The organism is Paenibacillus sp. Marseille-Q9583 (genome assembly GCF_976954365.1).
Map to the genome: position 1 here is coordinate 97524 of NZ_CDRJTB010000001.1, position 22396 is coordinate 119919.

Genomic DNA, 22396 nt, shown 5'->3' on the forward strand with positions numbered 1-22396 from the left:
CATCGTATCTGCAGAATGTAAACTGAAGTTAAACGCGCCGATCAGACAATACTGCCTTGTCATTTCCCATCCTGCGGGAATAGTCGCAGGCCAAAATAACGCCTGATACACTTAGCGTTTGTACCTTCTACGCACGCGTTCACGCATTTTTTGTCGCTTATCGTCTCAAACATAAATAAAACCCAAAATAATGTAAAAAAGTAAAAAAGGGTGTTTGTATCCCTTTTCAACACGTGTTACAGTGATAGAAGGGCCTACTATTGGCCACTCTACTCCAGGCAAGATATTTAGTGAGAAAGGAGTGAACCATTTGCGAAAAGGCGTTATTCCATCTTCTATCACGTCTTTAAAATGGTTCAATTTTTTTGTATATGGAACCATGGTCCTCTTCACCAGCTTCTTTCAACTATACCTGCTGGATGTAGGGATGAACAAATTAGAGATTGGTGTCTTATTCTCTATGGGAGCGCTAGTATCCATATTTGCAAATCCATTTTGGGCGTTCTTAACAGACCGTTCTCAGAATATACGGCGTATCGTTTTGCTAATGTTATTCGGAACGCTAGTGTTCTCACAGTTTATGTTTCGAGCAAATACATATGAAACGATCTACAACGCCATTATTTTGTTCTATTTCTTCCAAGGACCACTATTTGCTCAAAGCAACACGATGATTCTCAGCTATATTGACGGAACTAATCAGCGCTTCCGTTCTTTCCGGCTTTGGGGTTCAATAGGGTGGGCAGTGATTGCGATTGTCGCCGGCTTTATCCTGGATTGGGCTGATGTATCCATCTTGACCTATCTGCTTACAGCGTTACTAGGTGCATCAATCCTATCCGTTCTTGTATTGCCCAAAATTAACTATACCATTATGAGAGCTCCGATGCCGTATAAGGGTTTAAGTAAGCTGATTTTCAATCCTTTTTTCTTGTGCTTTTTATTGTTTGGTATTCTGGTATCCATTCCAAACACTATGAACACTACATTTATTTCCTTGTATATTACGGATCTGGGCGGCTCTAAAAAAATGATTGGTCTTGCCGTATTCCTCTCCTCCATTTTGGAGGTAGGCGTATTCGTTCTCTGTGACCGGTTCCTGAAACGTAAAATTTCTGTTCTGCTCGGCTGGCTTGCATTGGTCAGTGGTTTGTTCGTTCTGCGTTGGTGGTTTATGGCTGATGCGACTACTGCCCTTCAAGTGGTGTTCATTCAAATTTTACACTGCATAACGTTCGGCGGCTTTTTCTATGTAGGTACCCAATTGACGATGCTCCTGATTCCACGGCCATATCGCTCTTCCGGACAAGCGCTCTACACCCTAAGCTGGAGTGGGATATCCGGTTTCATTGGAGGTATTCTCGGAGGTTGGATGTATCAGTATCTGGGTGCACAAAGCATGTATCAGACGGGTGTATTCTTGACGCTTATTGGAACGCTTGGCTTTGGTTTCATGTGGCTCTTTGTTAACCGTGGAGGGTATCGCCCCCCTTCAGAGGAAGATGAAGAGATCTTCGACATCGAAGCATTATAATCAAGTATAAACGCCTTCGGTGTCCTTATAAGGACGGTAAGCGTTTAAGCGAGAAATATAAGACATGAAGTATAAGTGCAAAACTTATACTTTCTTATATTTTCAACAAAAGCAGGCTCAAACGTACCTATTCGGGACGTTTGAGCCTGCTTTTTGTTGTTACTTTGATTAATTTATCTGTTTAGCCTTGTTTAGGAGGCTGAAATGAACTCTTCAGTGAAACGATAAGATTGAATACGAGATGTCCAGGCGCCGAATATTTGCTATCCACATTAAAATAGCCATGACGGAAGAACTGGAATTTATCCTGAGCCACACTATCCTTAAGCGCAGGTTCAACAAACCCTTGCAGGATTTCTATGGACTTAGGATTAAGCTGATCTAAGAAGCTAGGCTCCGATTTCTCTACCGAGGAATCCAAACCTTCAACCTCCACAGCCTCATCCGCTTCTTCAGCAGAAATCAGAGGCTCGTATAGACGAAATTCCGCAGGAACCGCTTGGCTAGCTTCAACCCAGTGCAACGTACCTTTTACCTTGCGGCCTGTAAATCCACTTCCGCTTTTCGTTTCTGGATCATACGTACAATGCAGCTCCACTACCTCGCCATTCTCATCCTTAATAACCTCATTACATTTGATGAAATAAGCATGCTTCAGACGTACTTCATTACCAGGGAACAACCGGAAATATTTGTTCGGCGGATTCTCCATAAAGTCATCACGCTCAACATAAATTTCACGCGAGAACGGAATTTGACGTACGCCCATTTCCTCATTCTCTGTATTATTCTCCGCTTCAAGCCATTCTGTTTGACCTTCTGGATAATTGGTGATAACAACCTTAAGCGGTCGTAACACAGCCATAGTACGCGGAACAGTTAGCTTAAGATCCTCACGGATAAAGTGCTCCAGCATTTGCAGGTCCACCAGACCCTGACTCTTAGAGATACCCGCTTCATATACGAATTTACGAATCGCTTCCGGCGTATATCCTCTACGGCGTAGACCAGAAATCGTAGGCATCCGTGGATCATCCCAACCATCCACATGTCCTTCGTCTACAAGCAGCTTCAACTTACGCTTACTAGTCATTGTTTGAGCCAGATTCAGACGACCAAATTCATATTGATGAGGGACTGCTGGCATCTCACATTCAGCAACAACCCAATCGTAGAATGGACGTTGATCTTCGAATTCGAGCGAGCAAAGGGAGTGAGTAACCCCCTCAATAGCATCTTCTAACGGATGAGCGAAGGTATACATTGGATAGATACACCATTTATCGCCTGTGTTATGGTGATGTGCATGTGTAATCCGATAAATTACAGGATCACGCAGGTTAATGTTCGGTGATGCCATGTCGATCTTGGCGCGAAGAACCTTCTCACCGTCCTTGAATTCACCTGCACGCATACGCCGGAACAGATCCAAATTCTCTTCGATACTACGATCGCGATGCGGACTGTTCTTGCCTGGTTCCGTCAGCGTTCCACGCAATTGACGAATTTCATCCGCACTGAGGTCATCGACATAGGCTTTGCCCTTTGTAATTAATAATTCGGCACGTTTGTACATTTCCTCAAAATAATCAGATGCAAAACGCAGCTCTTCCCATTCATAACCGAGCCACTTTACATCTTCCTGAATGGAGTTCACATACTCCATATCCTCTTTGGCCGGGTTCGTGTCGTCAAATCTTAGATTAGTCTTGCCACCAAACTCGTCCGCCAGTGTAAAGTTAATCCAGATCGCCTTGGCATGTCCGATATGTAAATAACCGTTCGGCTCCGGTGGAAAGCGTGTGACAACTTCCTTTACTTTACCTGTACGGAGGTCTTCGGTAATAACATTTTTAATAAAATTGGAGGGGGTAGTACGGTTCTCCACAGCTATCAACCTTTCATTCTGTAGTGTTACACTACTTCTTGTATAAACATGTTTCCTACTAATATACCCGTTAACTCTAGATTGTTCAATAAAAGGGGACACAAGGTCAGGATCATTTTTTAGCATCTTTAGACCTTTTGACTTCTCTGCGGGCGATAGAGTAGCATGATAATCATAAGAAATAATCCATAATCATACATAAGGCCTTGTGCCGAAAAGGAGGCAACCGCTTGTTTAATTATGTCATCGATGAAGAGCTGATGTTAAAGCCGCTCCTGCCTGAGCATGCTAGGCACATATTCGCGTTAGTGGAGCGCTCGCGGGAACGGCTTAGGCAATGGCTTCCTTGGGTGGATGCCGTTACGGAACAGGATCACAGCCTTAATTTCATCAAAAACGCTACAAAACAAGGCACCGAAAATGGCGGCTTCACCGCCGGACTTTGGGTTCGCGGCGAGCTGGCTGGCATCATTGGGTATCATCAAATTGACTGGCATAACCGCTCCGTAGGGATTGGTTATTGGCTAGGTGAAGGTTATGAAGGCAAAGGTTATATGACCAGCGCCTGTCGGGTCCTAGTGGACTATGCACTATTGGAAATGGAGCTGCAACGTGTAGAAATTCGCTGCGCTACCGGAAATGTTTCCAGCCGGGCGATCCCGGAACGGCTTGGTTTTGTTCTTGAGGGTGTGATTAGACAGGCAGAGAAACTGCCTGATGGTTACGTCAACCATGCCGTTTACGGTTTATTGCGTAGTGAATGGCAGCTGCTCGGCTAAGTTAGGCTACACAAGCAACACATATAAGCTCATAAATAGAAATAAACCTGGAAGGCATACGCCTCCAGGCTTATTTTGGTTTGTAGATAGTGTCTAACTCTCCGGCAGACCCAGCTGTTTTCGAAACTTGTTCCGAACTACGGCGGAGAGAGTTTCTAGCTCCGCTAGAACTGCCAGTGCAGCTTCCTCTTGCAGCCCTACTTGCATTAAATGTAGTACATGCGCCACGGACGCACTGCCAGCTCCACTTTCTTTTTTGACAATCGCATCTCCGGTTGAGATCTTTCCTTCACGAAGCACACGCAAGTAAAATCCGCTATATCTAGTGTCCAGCACTTGAGCCGGGAGATCTGCCGGGCCATGCTTTTGTGAGATTTTGAAGCAAGGATAACGTGGCTGGCTGACCTGCAGCACAGTAGTACCTATTTCGTACACATCGCCAATGCACACGTCTGTCTCCAATAAGCCGGCAGTTGTTATATTTTCTCCGAAGGCAGAGTATTCCAGTTTCTTCCCAAGCTGCTGCTCCCAGTAGGGATAATGCTCGATGGGGTAGGCACAAACTGCCTTATCAGGGCCCCCGTGATGTTTCAGATCCGCCTGACCATCTCCGATAAAACCATTGGTATTTAGCTGAACTGATCCTTCTACAGGCATTTTATAAATTCCAGTCTCCAAAGGTTTCCCCCGATAATCCACTGTTACCGGCCGCCCCACATTAAGCGAGATGATCTCCATATCCTTCTCCTCCTGTCAGCATGCAGCACATAAATATTTCATCCACATATCGACCGCCAAGATAAAACTCCTCCCGCAGACGTCCCTCTTCCACAAACCCGCATTTACGATAAAAAGAAAGCGCTGATTCATTACAGGATAATACGCGTAGACGCAGCTTACGTATGGCGTTATCCGCGGCATGTTCCTTAATAGCCTCTATGAGCTGCCGGCCAATACCTAAACGTTGATAATCCGGATGAACAGCAATATTGACCTCGCACACATGCCTGTTACTCTCCATTCGACTAGGGCAGCCAAACCCAACATATCCGCATAGCTTGTCATCCTTTAGCGCTACTAGCTGCGAACCCGGGGGAGCATTCAGTAGATAATCCTCTTGGGAACGCCACAGTAATGGCCCCGGGCTAGTGTTCTCCGTCCAGATCATATGATCCAGATGAATCAGTTCACGCACGTCTTTAATCTCTGAGAACCTTATTATAAACCTATCCCTGTTGCTAAGTTTCATAAAGATGAACACCCCTTGCCTTGCACCTCTATAGAATTCACAGTAGATCATTTGAATCCACTATGCTCAACTCTCAACTACCCTATTGACCGCTCCAATGAATTTCCTCGGCGGTTGATATACGCATGAACGATAAAGAATCCTACGGACAGCAATGCCATCGCACATGCCAACCATGCGGTAGGCGCTAAGCCTCCACTATCGTATAACCTACCCATTAAGTAGGGTCCAATCACCCTGCCGACTGCCCCCATGCCTCCACTTAGCCCTAAATAAAAAGGAGCACTGCGACCTGCATGATCCGAAATAAAGGAAGGCATGGCCGGAGATATCAGCATTTCCCCAAGCGTAGCGAGTACCATCCCAAGCACTAGACCTGAATAAGTCGGCATCCATAAAAGAACAGCATACCCACCCAAATAAAATAGAGCACTTACTGTCATTTGCGCCGTTGAGGTAGATGCGAACCAGCGTTTAATTACTGTTACGAGTGGCTGAGCTGCAAAAATGAGAATTCCGTTAAGTGTCCAGAGAAAACCATAAGTCTTCTTAGGCCAGCCCTCAGAAATAATGAACGGAGATACCCCTGTATTCCAGATAGAGTTCCCTAATAGTAGGAACATCGAGGCAATACCCATATAAAGATAAATTCGTATATGCCCCATTAGCTTCCAGGTAGATTGTTTGTCAGGACCAACCTTCTGGTGTTCTGCGACCTCCTGTGAAGAATCTCCTCCGACTTTCTTAAGATATACAAAAAAGAATACCGCAAATACCGCAGAAGTTACGCCGTTCATCACAAAGCTGAGCATATAAGAAATATCGGCCAAAAAACCACTTAACGCCGTACCCAGTGCTACACCAATATTATTAGCGACATAAATAACATTAAACAGCTCTCCGCGCTGCTTCGTAAAACGAAAGCCGATAAATGCCTGAATCGCAGGTAAGGACAGTGAATTAAAGAGCCCTACCAGTCCCATCGCGACCATAAATAACGTCCAGTTGTTACTTGCTGCCGGCAAAGTGAACAGAGCAAGTGCATTCATGCCCAGCGCTCCAACAATCAGCCGGTTAACGCCTACCTTATGATAGAGTGAGCCCCCGAGTAGTTGACCCACAATTCCTCCAACTGATTGAATAAGAATCACTAATCCGGCATCCGACATGCTGCGTCCAAGCTCATCAAAAACATACATTGTAACCAATGGCCACATCAGTGCACTACCCGTTGCATTAATAAGACTAGCAATTAAAAATATCTTAACTTCTTTAGGATAATTCTGTAAAAACTTCATAAGTAGTGTACATCCCCTGTAATATATGTGTCATTATTCCATCCAGTATTATCCCAAAACAGGGTTCAGGGCAAGCAGACGCATTGACGTGCTATCGTGATAAAGTATTAGTATACTTCACCTCTTATTTAGGGCTAACTTCTACCGTAGCTGAGAAAAAAGTGGCACCTTTCACGTCCGAGTCCTCCCTATTTCTACTATCTATTTATATTTTATAGTTGCCGCTGTCTTCCGTAAAGTAGACTAAACAATAATGAAGTGTTTCGTTATTACAAAGTCGGGGTAATAGAGCCTAGAAACACTCCCCCTTTTAAAATTCGCCGTGCATCCGATTTCGTTCCCCCGAACTCGGATACATCACGGCGGATTTTATTTGTCTATACAGCAAAAAGCACCCCTCGACTATTCTAAGGAGTGTTCTATAAGATAGGTTTAGGCGTGTTTCTTTATACCGCTGCCGGACATGCTGTCCACGGACTGAATAGATGCAGGCTCTTTACGCAGGTAAGCCATCCAATAAGCTGCCGCAACAAAGATTGCACCACCCGTCAAGTTGCCTAGCCATACCGGAACAAAATTGTTGAAGTACTCTCCCCATGAAAAATAACCTTCAAAAATAGCTGCGGGAATTAAGAACATGTTGGCTACAACGTGCTGGAAGCCGATAGCTACAAAAGCCATCGTCGGGAACCAGATGCCGAGGATTTTGCCACTGAAGTTATCTGCTCCATAGGAGAGCCATACCGCCAAAGCTACGAGCCAGTTACAACCTATACCGGAAACAAATGCCGGAAAGAAGTCTGCTTCAAGCTTATGTCCTGCCATCTCCACTAATTTTTCCAAATACACACCGTCAGAGGTTAAACCAACCACGTGACCGAAAAAGTAAGCTACAAACAAAGCTCCCGCCAGATTGCTTAGGGTAATCAATACGAGATTCTTAACCACTTCCCAGAAGGATATCTTCTTCGCCATAAAAGCAAGTGGCACAGCCATCATATTGCCTGTCAGTAGTTCTCCCCCTGCAAGCAGCACTAGAATCAACCCAACAGGGAAGACAGCTGCTCCAATAAAGTTAGCGATGGATCCCCATTCATGTGGTGCCCCAGCAATAACGCGAATATCCAGTAAAAATCCGAGCGCGATAAACGCTCCTCCCAGAAAGCCCAGAATTAGTACGGTGCTTAAAGGATTATGCGCCTTTTTTATGCCGTTCTCGACCGTGACTGCGGCAATCTGCTGCGGTTTATTATAAGCCATGATTCCTATCCCCTTCATCTATTTACTTAAAATTTGTTCCTTTACGACCATTGTAGCGTGTCATAAAACACATTAACGTGATAATTATCACTTAATGAAAAACTAAGTGAAACTTTTCACTGACATGTCAAATTTAACGAAGCGCATCCATAATTACAATTGTAAGAACAGGCCCCATATTATTTTAACGGTAAATAGTACCAGCTTCAATCACAAAAAACCGGAGCCATGTTTGGCTCCGGTTTACCCACTTTATTGTTCATATGCAATTAAGTTATACGGTTACTGCCTCTTTGCTTGGTACTGATGCCGGTAGCGATTCGAGGCCTACTGTATTCAGGAAGTTCCAAGGCTTGTTGTAATGAGGTTGAAAGAAGAAATCGATAAAGGCAAGCTGATCGATTGTCATTTTATTTTGAATACATACAGATACTGTGTTGATCGATTGCGTCAAATCCGTTTTGGACAAGATTTGCGCTCCGAGAATGCGGCGTGTGGCGCGATCAAATACCACTTTTAATTGCACCTGCTCGAAGGTTGGCATAAATTCTGGACGGTAGTTGTCAATAATCATGGTAGTTTCTACATCCATTCCTTCAGCCTTAGCCCCTTCTTCAGTAAGACCGGTAGCAGCGATATTATCTTCATAAATCTTAATGCCCGAAGTCCCTTGAGTACCCATATAAGGAATCGTCTCTTTCACTAAGTTACGTGCGACCAAAGTGCCCATCCGTACGGCATTGGTTGCCAGTGGAATATAAGCGTGCTTACCTGTAGGGTTGTAATGAATCGCGCAGCTGTCACCAGCGGCATACACATCTGGGCAACTGGTCTGCATATAATCATTGACCAGAATTGCGCCATTTGGCAGCATATCCACTTGACCTTTTAACAGCTCAGTATTCGGACGGAAGCCGATGCAGAGAATTACAAGATCCGCCTCATGCTCCCCTTCGCTTGTGATAACCTTGGTAACTTTACCACCTTCACCAGCAAAAGAACTTACCTTCTCATTCAGCGCTAATTTAATACCATGATCCTTAAAGGTTTGTTCGATCGGTGCAGTAAACTCTGGGTCCAAATATTTATTCAAAATACGATCTTCGCCATCAATCAGCGTAACTTGCTTTCCGTTCATTTGAAAGGCTTCCACCAACTCAACGCCGATATATCCAGCGCCTACGACTGTGATTTTATTCGCTTGTTTAGCTTTTTCTATAATGGTATTGGAATGATCATAGTTCTTGCAAAGCAAGACGCCTTCCAGCTCAATCCCTTCGAGCTTCGGCACAATCGGCCATGATCCCGTAGTCATAATCAGCTTATCGTAGGTATCGTCAAACTCCTGTCCGGTTGCCAAATTGCGAACACGCAATGTTTTGGACTTCGTATCCACAACGGTCACTTCATGACGCATGTTGGTCTTTACACCAAGCTCAGTAAGCTTCTCTGGGGAAGAATAGAACAGCCCGTGTGGGTCCTTGACCACTCCACCTACGTATAAAGCAATTCCACAAGATAAGAAAGAAATATTATCATTACGCTCATAAACCGTAATCTCGGCTTCCGGGTGAAGCTTAGCAGTATTTACAATTGCGGCAGTTCCGGCATGGGTACATCCAATGACAGCTACTTTCATTATTTTCTTCCTCCTTCAAATGGACAACCTGGTTATATATTCGAATTGCTTGACTGACCAAATTAGATATCTGATCACCGATGAGTTAATTGTGATTTATTTCACTTTATAAACTGATTATATTGTGATATTAATCACATTACAAGTCTTTTCGCCTATATTCTCAGATTGTTCACAATTTTAAGCATTTTCCGTCACTGCTGCCGATTGCGACCTCGTTAGCTTTGCCATGGGCGTAGGACATTATGTTCTGCCCCCTCAGGATATACTTTCTTATAACGCGCAAAAAAGACTTCCCCCTAAACCAACAGGGAAAAGCCTGATCATAAACTGAATTTACACCAAACCGTGAATCACGCCATCCTCATCCATCCATAGTGCCTCAGCAGCTGGCTTAGCCGGCAGACCTGGCATCGTAACGATATTGCCCGTAATCACTACAGCAAACCCTGCACCGAGCGAAAGGGTAATATCACGGATACCTACCGTGAAACCTTCTGGAGCGCCAAGCAATCTAGGCTGATCTGAGAAGGAATAAGGGGTCTTTGCCATACATACTTGAAGATCATTTAACCCAAGACGCTCAATCACCGCTAGGCTGCGTTTGGCCGCAGGGGAAAAGTTAACCTCCGCACCACGGTAAATTTCGCGAACAATCTTGGTGATTTTGGAAGAGATGTCGAGTTCATTCTCATACAAAGGAGCAAAACGTTCAGTGTCGCTATGGTCCAGAAGTTTCTTTAGTTCCGAAGCCAACTCTTGTCCACCCGCACTACCTTCTGCCCATACCTTAGATATTGCCGCAGGAACGTTCAATCGGCGACAAGCCTCCACAACGTCATTAATCTCTTCTGGGCTATCGCCTTCAAAATGATTAATGGCAACAAGAACAGGTACCCCAAATTTGCCGAGATTCTCTACATGACGCTCCAAATTAGACAATCCAGAGCGCAGCGCCGTCCGGTTCTCCGTTTGGAGCTCATTCTTAGGTACACCACCGTTATATTTCAAGGATTTCACCGTCACGACAAGCACTGCAGCTGAGGGGGTTAGACCTGCTTGCCGGCATTTGATATCCATGAATTTCTCTGCACCAAGATCCGCTCCGAAGCCTGCTTCCGTAACCACAACATCTCCCAGCTTGAGCGCATAACGAGTACCGATAACACTACTGCAGCCATGGGCGATATTTGCAAATGGACCCCCGTGAACAATAACAGGAGTGCCCTCCAGAGTCTGCACCAGATTAGGCTTAACTGCTTCCTTCAGCAGCGCTGTCATCGCTTCAACTGCTCCTATTTGCTCGGCCGTTATAGGCTGTCCCTCTTGGTCATACCCAATCAAAATACGGTTCAGACGCTTTTTGAGATCACTCAGATTATCGCATAGGCATAATACAGCCATAATCTCAGAAGCTGTTGTAATCTGAAATCCACTTTCCCGCACGGCTCCATTTCCATCTCCGAGCCCTGTCACAATATTCCGCAGACTGCGATCATTCATATCCATCACGCGTTTCCAAACGATACGCTGCGGATCAAGACCCAGTTCATTACCTTGGAAGATATGATTGTCAATCATCGCAGACAATAAATTATGTGCAGAAGTCACCGCATGAATATCACCCGTAAAGTGCAAATTAATCTCATCTGCCGGAATGATCTGTGACTTGCCGCCGCCCGTGGCACCGCCTTTCATGCCTAAGCATGGTCCGAGGGACGGTTCGCGCAAGGCAGCCACGGTTTTTACTCCTGCTGCGTTCAATGCCTGTGCCAGCCCAATGGTTGTTAAGGTCTTCCCTTCGCCAGCAGGGGTTGGATTCACCGCAGTGACCAATACCAGCTTGCCATCTGGTTTGTTCTTCATGTCTTCCCATAAGGACGGTGAAAGTTTACTTTTATATTTCCCGTATAGTTCCAGATGCTCTTCGCCAATTCCCGCTTGTGCTGCTACCTCTGTAATTAACTTCATGCTTGTATTGAACCCTCCTGCCGTTATTATCCTGCTGTATTCCACGCTTTATGCATATTTTGCATGGGCATTACATTCTCTTCAAAGAATACATGGTCTCTGTAAAGCGTCAAGTATAATTTATCACAACAAAATTTAAGGCGCCTATTCTATATTCCTATGTAAAAAAAGAAAATCCCGTCGAGGCTCGGCCAAAGACCGAGGTCGAAAGGATACTTGTAAAATAACAATTCATCAGTCCCTAAATGATCTACAGTAAGGACTCAATCTGTTCTGACATCGTTTCTGGCGATTCCTTTGGCTCCACACGAGCTACTACATTACCGCCACGATCAATAAGAAACTTCGTGAAATTCCAGCTGATATCACTGCTGTCGCCAGTACCCGGCTGCTGCTTTTTTAAATAATTGAAAAGAGGGCTGGCATCCGGTCCATTCACATCCACTTTGGCAAACACAGGAAATGTAACGCCATAATTAATCTGACAGAATTCTTCTGCCTCTTCACTTGTACCCGGCTCCTGACCCGCAAATTGGTTGCAGGGGAATCCTAATACTACAAGTCCCTGATCCCTATACTGCTCGTATAGCTTCTGGAGATCCCCATACTGCGGTGTAAGTCCGCATTTACTAGCCGTGTTGGCAATCAGCACTACCTTACCTTCATACTCTGTAAATGATACTTCTTTTCCCGAAGGCGTAACGCCGGAAAAATTGTAGATCGACATCCTAATTCCCCTTCCTTCCATGTACTTAGACTACACTACGTATCTTACCCGAATTGTAACAGATTGCAACTTATCGACACTTTCTGTAAACACTAAGAACAAGCAAAAACGCCTTCGTCGTCCCTAAAGGACTGTAAGCGTTTATGTGAGAAATATGAGGATACAGTATAGTGTGAAACTTATAATTTCTTATAGAAAAAGCAGCCCTATGTATTTCTTAGGACTGCCTATCCCTTTGTTATTTGGATACTGGTACGACATCATAATATTCTTCCAGCGTAATCCCTTTATCCGCAATATAAGTAGCTATATCCTTGCCCACATAACGGATATGCCAAGGCTCATACTTATATCCTGTAATGTCCTGCTTTCCTTCTGGAAAGCGGATGATATAACCATATTCCGTTGCATGCTGCGCTAGCCACTCCGCTTCCTTCGTTCCACCAAAACAGCTCTCCGCAGCACATTTCCCGTCACTTCCTGAGACATCGATAGCAAGCCCTGTCTGATGCTCGCTATAGCCAGGCACAGCACTGTAAGTACGAGCCAGTTCTTCTCCGTCTTTCTCAACATAACGATTGAACAGCCTTGTTTGGGTTTCCTTAGAACGGTAGGCCGAAACGCCAGCCAAGTAAATTCCGTCTTCCTCTGCGCCTGCGAACAGTTTCTCTAATGCTTCGGCAGCTTCCTTACGCATCATACGCTTCTCGATTTTCTCTTTAAATGTAAAACGCACTTCCGGGTAGACTAGATCCGTTGGCTTATAGTTCTCCGGCAGTCCATACTCCTTATTCACCATCACAGCTATGCTGTCAGGCTCTTTAAAAGAATCATCAGTGCTGTTTCCCTTGCCGTTACTATCCGGTTCGGACGGATCAGAGGGATCCGTTGTATTAGATGGGTTAGCTACCACTGGGTCTGTTATGCCCTCCTCGGTGCTATTTCCATCTTCACCAGGCTCAGCTTGAAGATCATCCTGTACATTTATATTGGAACCGCTACTATCTGAAGCAGAAGGAGAAGGCGCCGTATACTTCCCAATCCCCCACCCAACAGCAATAACGACAATTAACAAAATTATTATTTTTAATTTTTTAGACATCTGCAAGTTCTTCCTCCTCGAAGTCGAAACACTCTATTTATCTATTAGACAAGCTTTCCTTCAAAAATGTTACACTAAGATCCTTTTTTAGACAAATATCGCTCGGATAATTGTGCCTACAAAATAAAGTTACCATAGGTAGTTAGCTTGTCCGCTAACTTCCCTATGGTAACAAGTTTTAGTTATGAAATTCCACTCACATTATCTGGATGTGCCTCTGCCGCCGCTTTTAAAGCCGCCGGAGCTACCACGTCCACCCCGTGAGGAACCCGTATTTCCGCTGTTGCGGCCGCCTTTACCAGCGCCACCCTTGGCACCGCTATAGCCGCCTTTGCTACCTTTACCACCTTTGCCGCCTTTTGACGGGCCCGTACCGTAGCCGCTGCCTAAGCCGCCTCGTGGTGTGCCGCCAACGTAAGCGCCGCCGTCTGCACCTCTGGCTACGTTCTCGCTGTAGCCAGTGCTTGGGCCGCCCTTCCGGTTCGCACCGCGCGAACCGGCGCTGCTAGGCGCTGCTGCGTTGCCGCTAGCAGGTGCATCGCCTCTGGAGGCGAAGGCGCCATAGCCGCCGCCTACTCGTACTACGCCGGCAGCCTTGCCGCCGCCCTTAGGTGCGCCAGCGTCAAAGCCGTTGCCTCCGCGCTTGCCAGCCGCCGCATCGGAACGGCCGCCGCGGCGACCTTCTGCAGGCGCACCCCAGCCGCCTGCTTCCTTACCGCGGCCGCGGCCACCTTGCCGCGCTCCGCCTTCACCGCGCGGAGCACCGCCGCGGCCAGAGCCGCCGGTCTTTGGTCCGCGGCCCGTACGCGCTGCCTCAGCGCCGCCGCTTTGACGACCGCCGTGGCGTCCGCCGCCTTGTACTGCAACGAATTCGCCAACGCCGAATTCATCCTTGTCGTAACGACGGCGATCCAGGCGCTGCGAAATGCCGTGCTCGATCAAGTCTAGTCCATCTTGCTCACGTGGAGAAGTGAACGTAATTGCAAGCCCTTTGCCTCCGGCACGGCCTGTCCGGCCGATCCGGTGAATATAGCTATCCACATCAAGTGGCATATCGTAGTTAAAGATATGAGTGATACCTTCGACATCCAACCCTCGAGCCGCTACATCTGTGGCTACAAGAAGCTGCAGCTTCGCATCACGGAATCTCTTCATTACACCTTCACGTTTACCTTGAGACAAATCACCGTGCAGCTCATCACAATCATAACCTGCTGCTTGGAGTGCTTCGTTCAGCTTGGACACCCGACGTTTGGTCCGGCAGAAAATAATAGCCAAGTAAGGACGATCCCGCTCAATCAATGTTTTGAGTGCCTCTTCTTTATTACGATCCGAGACTTCCACGACTTGCTGTTTGATATTATCCAGCGGAATAGGAGAACCACTCTTAATAATGATATCCAGAGGCTCTTTCATGTAATTAGCTGCGAGACGTTTAATCGGATCTGGCATCGTCGCAGAGAACAACATCGTTTGACGGCGATAAGGAACAGCCGTAATAATGGTCTCTACATCCTCCAAGAATCCCATATGCAGCATTTGATCTGCTTCGTCCAGAACGAGCATCTTAACGCCGCTAAGATCGAGCGTCTCCCGGCGCATATGATCTAGCATTCTACCCGGTGTACCGATAATAAGATGTCTGCCGCCTTCGAGCTTACGCAGCTGCTTCTCAACATCCTGACCACCATAAACGGCTAGGATTTTAATATCCGTATGACGTGCCAGCTTACGTGCCTCTTCTGTAATCTGCAAAGCGAGCTCACGTGTTGGGGCCATAATTAGCGCCTGCGGATATGCTCGCTCCGTGTGGATCTTGTCCATAATTGGCAGCAAGAAAGCTAATGTCTTCCCTGTACCTGTCTTCGCTCTTGCAATTACATCCAGACCCTGCACCAATGGCGGTATTGCTTCCTGTTGCACTGGTGTAGGCTTAACGATGCCTTGACCTTGAAGCAATGTACACAGTAATTCTGAAACACCTAATTCTTTAAATCCCGGCAAATTCTCCACCTCACTATTTTCTCAGTTAAATTTGATTACATCTCTTACTTAACTTCCGTCTTCCAAAGCCCTATTCAGGCAGCCCCTACCCGACTGTCCTTTTGGGGGCGTATGCTTCCGATTCAGCTATATTCAAACAAAAGCGGAAGAACCCCGTCACCGGCATTCTTCCGTCCCATGTATCCCTTGACCCGTTAAAAGAGTGCGGTCAAAGTTCGGTTTCTGGGCAGCAGCGATCCACCGGACGTTTAGACGGCACTCCATTTGCGTTCCATTCCACTTTATACAATAGAAGTAAAGTTAAGCTTAGAAAGTTATCTTTTATATTGTACTTGATAGAACGGCATTTGTGTGAAACTGCAGAATAATAATTATTCTATCCTGTAGTTGTAGGTTAGAACCTTCCCGATTTAAAAATCGCAAAGATCAACCATAAGAACATCAGAAGCGCTACTACGCCACCAATCTCCACTGTAGGGAAATTCCATAACACTGAAGGCTGACCGCGCATCGCAGTGCCAATAATGAGTCCAACCATGATGAGGCTGAACGCAAGCATTACAATACTAAATGCTAAGCGGTTCCCAACCCGGTCCAGCTTTCGCTCCAGATGCTCGAGTTCAGGTGCCACAATCTCTACCTTTAGCTTTCCCTTAGTAATTAGCGCGGATAACTGCTTAGCCTGCCCAGGAAGCTCCAGAAGACTCTCCGTTAAATCGGCTACGCCTCCAAGGAGCTTGCGCTGCAATCGGGGACCACTAAATCGCTGCTTCACAAGTTCCCGGCCAAAAGGCTCTGCCATTTCTAAAATGCTAATCGTTGGATCCAAGTTGCTAATGACACCCTCAAGCGTCAGCATCGTCTTGCCGAGCATCGTTAGATCCGGGGGAAGGACTAATCGATGCTTGCGAGCAATGCCAAACAGATCATTTAGCGCTTTGCCTATGCTCATCTTACTAAACGGTACATCATAATACTCATCGCGAAGTCGATCCATATCATTATGCAACGCCGCTCGATCAGCATCCTCGGGGATGACTCCCAGACGCAAGATTGCCCGGACCATAGCATCCGTATTCTTGCGCATCAGTGCGATGACAAGCGCAGACAGCTGCTCTTTCATCTCTTCGTTCAGCCGCCCCATCATGCCAAAATCAATCAAAGCCAGCTTCCCATCAGCCATTCGTATAACATTCCCTGGATGCGGATCCGCATGAAAAAAGCCATGAATAAAGATTTGCCTTAGCATCATTTCCACGAGCTGCTGAGCGATAACCTTAAGCTTAACTCCGTTACTTAATAACTCATCGCGACGACTCAGCGTAATCCCTACCACATATTCCATCGTCAGCACCCGCGCTGAAGTATAGTCCCAATAGATATCCGGAATGTATACTCCGTCATAATCCATCTGTTGAGCAATTTTCTCTGCATTGCGTCCTTCTTGGCCGTAATCCAGCTCGCCAAGCAGAGATTTCGAGAATTCCTCTACCATACGGGACAACTGATATTGCCTCGCCCAGCCTAACCGCTTCTCAGCAAGGGCGCTTAGATCTTTGAGAATTTCCAAATCTCTACTCATCGTTCGCAGTATGCCAGGGCGCTGAACTTTAACAGCCACGACCTGCCCACTGTGAAGAACAGCTCTATGCACTTGACCGATCGACGCAGCTGCAAGAGGAGTATCCTCAAAGGAATTAAAGATTTCATCCATCCGTTGATCGAGTTCATGCTCCACAATCGTGCGCACGCGCTCCACAGGGAACGGGGGCACATTATCCTGTAGTTTTACCAATTCTTGAATAATAGAATCAGGCAGCAGATCCGAACGGGTACTGGCGAGTTGTCCAAGCTTAATAAAGGTTGGACCCAAATCCTCCAATACGAGCCGAATCCGCTCCCCGAGCGTAAGACTTGTATGAGCTTCTTGCGTTACAAGACGGCGTGGAAGGGATAATAAATGATAGAGCCCCAGCTCCTCCACCATATAGCCAAAACCATGGTGCATAAGCGCCATGGCAATGGACCGGTATCGTCCGGCATGTCTGATACGTACTGCCATTTAGTCCGTACGCGTTTCCGCCGATGTTCCTTCTAGATGGGAAATGCCCTCCAGCTCGGCCAATCGACGCTCCAACACAGCAATTCGGCCTTCCAGCTCGTCAATATCACTTTGTACAGGAACCTTCATTTCCTTCAACACGCGTTGTACTTGTTCTTGTACAACAGACTTGAGCATACCTCGCTCTTCCTCACCGCGTTCAATCAGACGGTCCACAAGGGCCTTAGACTCGGAAGGAGCAAGCTCCCCACGCTTCACTAGTTCCTCAACAACCTTTTCTACTTTTTCCTTACTAACAATGGTGAGGCCCACTCCTAAAGAGATCGCTTTTTTAAACAAATCACTCATAGTACTTCCTCCCAAAGATTCCGTTTCGTTACAAACGGAGTTGATGATTAAAGTATACCTCACTGTGTGCGTATTTCAAAAAAACGCAATATCCCTTAGTTACTTACCGGAATACGTGCAGCCCAAGTAGCTGCCTGCAAGATCAGTTTACGTAGTGCTGGATGGCGGAAGGATGGCTCATGATGCCCAGGCATAAGGAACACTACTCGTCCTAAACCATAGCTGTGGCACCATGCAGCTGGAAGCCATTGCCCCTCCGATTCATACTGAAGAAGAATAGTCCGATCTGTGAACGGATCAAATTCGAAATGATAAGGCTCTTCATCCAGCTGGAAGTCTTCAACGCCCTCAGTAATGTCATGCTCTAGCACCTTAAAATTCATTGGCTCGTAAGCGGTGTGACCCTTAAAGCGTCCACCGATCAGCTGAGCTAGTTCGTTACGCTTCGTCAATGAAGCACCTGTATGAAGAACAATCAGTCCTCCACCACCGCTCACATAGCTGAGCAGGCCAGCGGTTTGCTGAGGAGATACAGTTTCATTCCATAATTCGTTGTAGGCAATGCATAAGTCATAACTTCCTAAATGCTCAATGCGCATCATTTTTTTATTTTCTGAACACTGAACGGTTAATAAATCATTTAAGATCTCGCTAATTTGTTGGTCCACTCCTTGAAGTGGATGGAAACGGGGATGGGTATAATCACCAAGTAACAGACATTTTCTTTTGTCCATGGGGATCCTCCTCCTTATTCATTGTTATTATTCATCACATGTTGCCTATATTCTAAGGAAAACTGCTGCGAATGTCCATGCAGATGGCAGGTTTACTACTCTTAAGGCATCCTCTTCCGGGTAAAAAAGCATCCCCACCCATTGAATCCGGCGGGAATGCTTCTGTGTGGTAACGTAAATCTTGTAAAGCTGCCGCACACTGTGGTCTAGCGATTCGCCGCCACATATTTGCCCAACTCTACAATCATGCTTCCCATCCGTTCATGCTCAGGCATGATGATACGTTGTAGGCCCTCTTCTTTTAGAGCCTCAGAGGTAATACGCCCTACAGAAACAGCAAGCACTTTATCCTCGAAAGACCTCAGCATCTCCTCCAGCTTGCCCTGTTCCCGAGCAAATTGAGAGAGGAAACGAAATTGTGGCGCACTTGTAAAAGCCACGGCATCAATCTTAACTTCTATGATTTCTGTAAGCAATCTTTCAAGCTCACCCGGTTCTGGTAAAGTATGACGATATGGCAGCACTTGGCGGGTATTCGCTCCAGCCTCCTGCAGCCATGCGAGCATACGAGGAGCTGGATCGCCGTGCAGCTGCAGTACGACCTCCTTGCCCTTCAAATCCAGAGATTGAAGCCCACGAATCAATCCGATCGTACTTCCGTCGTCGTCACGAACCTCCGGCGCAAGTCCTCTTTTTTTCAAAGCATTCACTGTCTTATAACCCCGTGCAGCAATAATAGAACCAGAAAGGACCTCTAAGAAACGCTCAACGATATTCAGGCGTTCAGCCGTTTGGAAGAGAGCATCCAGTCCCATGCCTGTGGTAAGGATCACCAAATAAGGCGGATGGCTGATCCATGAATTCAATCCTTCCTCCAATGCCTCATCATCAAGAAAGACAGTACCTTGAGCAGGTCGACATAACGCCGTCCCCCCCATATTTTGCACCAACTTGGCCATTTCTTCCGATTTGCGCGGACCCGCCAAGGCGACCGTGAACCCCTTCAGTTGTTCTGCCATGTACTATTATCTCTCCTCTCTCCGTTGCCTAACCCAACATTATTGTTTATCAGTATACTTGCAAAGGGCTGCAAAAGGGAAGATGAAAGCAACGTTTTCCTATATGAAATATATATTATTACTAGGAGGAGTGTATTTTAAAGCTACTCACAAGCTTTTGCAGTTCCTCCGCAAGACGGCTAAGGTCGGTAGACGAAGACGCCATTTCTTCAACAGAAGCGAGCTGCTCTTGCGCTGCCGTTGCGATGGTCTCTGTACTTACAGCCGCTTCTTCGGTGATTCCGCGAATCTCTCCAATAGCCTTCTCCATATGATCTGATTCCACCATTAAAGTCTGTACAGCCCCGCCCATTGCCTCAATCTTCTCTGCGGCACTCTTGACCGCTCTACGGATACGGGAGAAGGAACGTCCGGAAGTATCCACGGCCTCTATCCCTTCGTTTACGCGCTGCTTTGTGTCCTCCATCGTATGAGTCACCAGCGTCATCTCACTATTAATAGCGGTAATCTGCTCCGCAATCAAATGCGCTGATCTCTCTGATTCCTCTGCCAGCTTACGTACTTCAGCAGCAACAACGGCAAATCCACGGCCATGCTCTCCAGCTCTGGCCGCCTCAATAGAAGCATTGAGAGCTAACAGATTGGTCTGACGGGCAATCCCTGTGATGACGCCGACAATACCCTCAATTTGACCCGTTCTTTCGTTCAGCTTGTTGATTACACTGCCAAGCTCTCCCACCGTTCTATCGATCCCATTGATCTTATCCACCACGCTGATGACGGAATCATTTCCTTCTGAAGCAGAGAGTGAGGTTTTGTCCATCATTGAGGATACTTGCTCCATATATGTGGAAATCTGCTCGACCTCGCTAGCTGTAGCGGCAGTGCTCTCCATTCCTTTTCGTACACTACCCACCTGGCGCTCCGTGCCTGCTGCTACATCCTGAATCGCTATGGTCACCTGCTCAATCGTTTGGGCAGTCTGATCCGCACTAGCCGTCAGTTCTTCCGCTGAGGAGGATACATTACTTGTCATCTCCTGCACACCAATGATCATCTCGCGCAAGCTGATCACCATTAATTGAAAATTCTCAGCAAGCATGCCGATTTCGTCCTTGCGGAAAGTTCCCATATCTTCGGAAAGATCGCCTTTCGCTATCACTGCCGTTGCTCTCCTTAGACGAAGAAGCGGCTTCAAAATAGATTGTATATTAAAATAGATCACGATCAGTGCAAACAGAACGGAAACTACGATAACCAGAAGTGCCGTATTGCGGATTCCGCTCGTTGCCGAAGTCACTTCATCTATGCTAATCGTACCTCCGATTCTCCACCCTGTAAGCTCATTCACCATAAACGTCATCTTTTTGTGCGTATCCTTGTACAAATAATCAAAAGAACCTTGTTTTTCCTCGAACATTTTTTTCACAAAATCAGCGGATGATTCCTGTCCAATAACCTCTGTTGGATGAACAAGATATTTCTTGCTGTTATCCAGGATAATAATATATCCTTCCTTGCCCACCTTGGTCGCGGTCAATTCTCCTAATGCGGATAGATTGAGATTCAGGGTTATCACCCCGTTACCGCTCTTCAGGACCGTTGATATCGCGATCGCCGTTTCCTGATTCACAGTTTGAAAGGCCGGAGAAATCACAACACCTTTCCCGTGCTTCAGAGAATTAATATAGGCACTTTCCTTTCTAGGATCGTAGCCTTCAGGCAGTTTGGCTTCCGAAGCATGAATCGACTGCCCTCTGCTTGTACTAACATAAATATCTAGCACATCAGGATGTAGCACAGCATATTCCTTCAGTCTGTCCTTCATAGAAGCTACCGTCCCCCCAGTTGCCTCACTGTTGGCCCTCTCAGCAGTGAACTCAGCGGCAAAATAAGAAACAGTATCTATTTTCGATTGAATATTCGAGTTGATGATTGCATTTACTGCCTCAACACTTTCTGTAGCATTGTTCACCAGTTGATCTTCCACTTCATGGCTAGCAGATTGATAGGTTCGCCAACCGATAATGATACTGGGCAACAGTAGAACTAATAGGTATGTAAGAATTAATTTGGTTCGGATACTCATACCCGTTTTTTTGTTCATAGATGTCATCACTCTCTCTCTTCGAGTCTTAAAGAAGGACTTATTTACCAGACTTACTATATAATTATATATCCACCTTTGGAACCGATTTTCCTCCTATTTTTCTTAATTTTTCTCATCATTCTAAAGAATTGTCATATAAACGCAACAAAAAGACCGCCTCAAAGAGAGCGATCTACTCAAATAAGCCTATTTCTTATCATTACCGTAGCAAAAGGCTCCGGTTCTTTCATCCTAGTTCACGTTCTTGTTCTTACAGTTCGGGCAGACGCCTCCGAATACCACATGGGCATGACCAATCGTATAACCAGTATCCTTGGCCACTGTGTTCATCCATTCTCTTGGAACTTGGTTCATTACCTCATCAACCGCACCGCAGACCTCGCAAATGATATGCTGGTGATCATCCATACGGGCATCATATCTGCTGGCAGCCTCACCGAGCTTGAGCTCACGAATCATTTGTTTATCAGAAAGATAACGAAGAGAGTTATATACAGTACCGTATGCTAAGCTATGACCTTGCTCTACTAAACGGTTCATCACTTCCGCAGCAGTAGGATGGTCATGTGAATTAAGGACGATATCGTAAACGGCTTGACGTTGGGATGTCAAATTCAGACTTTTCATTGCTATCATCCTCTAACTTATTTTTAGATCAAGTATAAATCGTGA

The 22396-nt window shown here is 46.2% G+C and carries 18 protein-coding genes; 2 read left to right on the top strand and 16 right to left on the bottom strand.

From position 1 onward, the window contains the following. Positions 1–301 precede the first annotated feature (301 nt). Positions 302–1534 carry an MFS transporter gene (locus tag ACWNM1_RS00410; protein WP_449599106.1) on the top strand — a complete coding sequence of 411 codons (1233 nt, stop codon included), beginning with the start codon at positions 302–304 and terminating at the stop codon, positions 1532–1534. A 181-nt stretch (positions 1535–1715) separates the two neighbouring features. On the opposite strand, the gene ACWNM1_RS00415 is transcribed toward ACWNM1_RS00410, so the two are convergent. Beyond that, positions 1716–3422, bottom strand: coding sequence for a glutamine--tRNA ligase/YqeY domain fusion protein (locus ACWNM1_RS00415; RefSeq protein ID WP_449599108.1), 1707 nt, complete (start codon positions 3420–3422; stop codon positions 1716–1718). Between the two features lie 230 nt (positions 3423–3652). Between ACWNM1_RS00415 and ACWNM1_RS00420 the strand changes: the two genes are divergently transcribed. Then, a complete protein-coding gene (locus tag ACWNM1_RS00420) occupies positions 3653–4201 on the top strand; it encodes a GNAT family N-acetyltransferase (protein ID WP_449599393.1) in 549 nt (182 codons plus the stop codon). 93 nt (positions 4202–4294) lie between these two features. On the opposite strand, the gene ACWNM1_RS00425 is transcribed toward ACWNM1_RS00420, so the two are convergent. The 15 genes from ACWNM1_RS00425 to ACWNM1_RS00495 form a co-directional block, all read right to left on the bottom strand. Then, positions 4295–4939: an MOSC domain-containing protein gene (locus tag ACWNM1_RS00425; protein ID WP_449599109.1), complete on the bottom strand. Its 645-nt coding sequence runs from the start codon at positions 4937–4939 to the stop codon at positions 4295–4297. Further along, a complete protein-coding gene (locus ACWNM1_RS00430) occupies positions 4920–5450 on the bottom strand; it encodes a GNAT family N-acetyltransferase (RefSeq protein WP_340973263.1) in 531 nt (176 codons plus the stop codon). The genes ACWNM1_RS00425 and ACWNM1_RS00430 overlap by 20 nt, the downstream gene beginning before the upstream one ends. A gap of 77 nt (positions 5451–5527) precedes the next feature. After that, positions 5528–6748: an MFS transporter gene (locus tag ACWNM1_RS00435; RefSeq protein WP_449599110.1), complete on the bottom strand. Its 1221-nt coding sequence runs from the start codon at positions 6746–6748 to the stop codon at positions 5528–5530. A 432-nt stretch (positions 6749–7180) separates the two neighbouring features. Then, entirely contained in the window at positions 7181–8008 is an 828-nt protein-coding gene (locus ACWNM1_RS00440; protein WP_449599112.1) for a formate/nitrite transporter family protein, read from the bottom strand. A 274-nt stretch (positions 8009–8282) separates the two neighbouring features. Beyond that, positions 8283–9647, bottom strand: a complete 1365-nt coding sequence (locus tag ACWNM1_RS00445) for an FAD-dependent oxidoreductase (RefSeq protein WP_449599113.1) — start codon at positions 9645–9647, stop codon at positions 8283–8285. A 336-nt stretch (positions 9648–9983) separates the two neighbouring features. Next, positions 9984–11618: a formate--tetrahydrofolate ligase gene (locus ACWNM1_RS00450; RefSeq protein WP_449599114.1), complete on the bottom strand. Its 1635-nt coding sequence runs from the start codon at positions 11616–11618 to the stop codon at positions 9984–9986. Between the two features lie 250 nt (positions 11619–11868). Next, positions 11869–12345: a glutathione peroxidase gene (locus ACWNM1_RS00455; protein WP_449599115.1), complete on the bottom strand. Its 477-nt coding sequence runs from the start codon at positions 12343–12345 to the stop codon at positions 11869–11871. Positions 12346–12583: 238 nt separating this feature from the next. After that, positions 12584–13447: a M15 family metallopeptidase gene (locus tag ACWNM1_RS00460; protein WP_449599117.1), complete on the bottom strand. Its 864-nt coding sequence runs from the start codon at positions 13445–13447 to the stop codon at positions 12584–12586. Positions 13448–13648: 201 nt separating this feature from the next. After that, positions 13649–15451, bottom strand: coding sequence for a DEAD/DEAH box helicase (locus ACWNM1_RS00465; protein WP_449599119.1), 1803 nt, complete (start codon positions 15449–15451; stop codon positions 13649–13651). Between the two features lie 394 nt (positions 15452–15845). After that, complete coding sequence (locus tag ACWNM1_RS00470; RefSeq protein WP_449599120.1) at positions 15846–17513, bottom strand: ABC1 kinase family protein; 1668 nt, start codon at positions 17511–17513, stop codon at positions 15846–15848. Further along, the gene (locus ACWNM1_RS00475; RefSeq protein ID WP_042131416.1) at positions 17514–17861 is read right to left on the bottom strand and encodes a phasin family protein; all 348 of its coding nucleotides are present in this window, start codon (positions 17859–17861) and stop codon (positions 17514–17516) included. It abuts the gene before it with no gap. 95 nt (positions 17862–17956) lie between these two features. After that, positions 17957–18595 (bottom strand): ThuA domain-containing protein, encoded by a 639-nt coding sequence (locus tag ACWNM1_RS00480; protein WP_449599121.1) that lies wholly within the window; start codon positions 18593–18595, stop codon positions 17957–17959. Between the two features lie 206 nt (positions 18596–18801). After that, on the bottom strand, positions 18802–19614 hold the full coding sequence (locus ACWNM1_RS00485; RefSeq protein ID WP_449599122.1) for a uroporphyrinogen-III synthase: 813 nt from the start codon (positions 19612–19614) through the stop codon (positions 18802–18804). 121 nt (positions 19615–19735) lie between these two features. After that, a complete protein-coding gene (locus ACWNM1_RS00490) occupies positions 19736–21721 on the bottom strand; it encodes a methyl-accepting chemotaxis protein (protein WP_449599123.1) in 1986 nt (661 codons plus the stop codon). Between the two features lie 234 nt (positions 21722–21955). Next, positions 21956–22351 carry a Fur family transcriptional regulator gene (locus ACWNM1_RS00495; protein WP_449599124.1) on the bottom strand — a complete coding sequence of 132 codons (396 nt, stop codon included), beginning with the start codon at positions 22349–22351 and terminating at the stop codon, positions 21956–21958. Positions 22352–22396 lie beyond the last annotated feature (45 nt).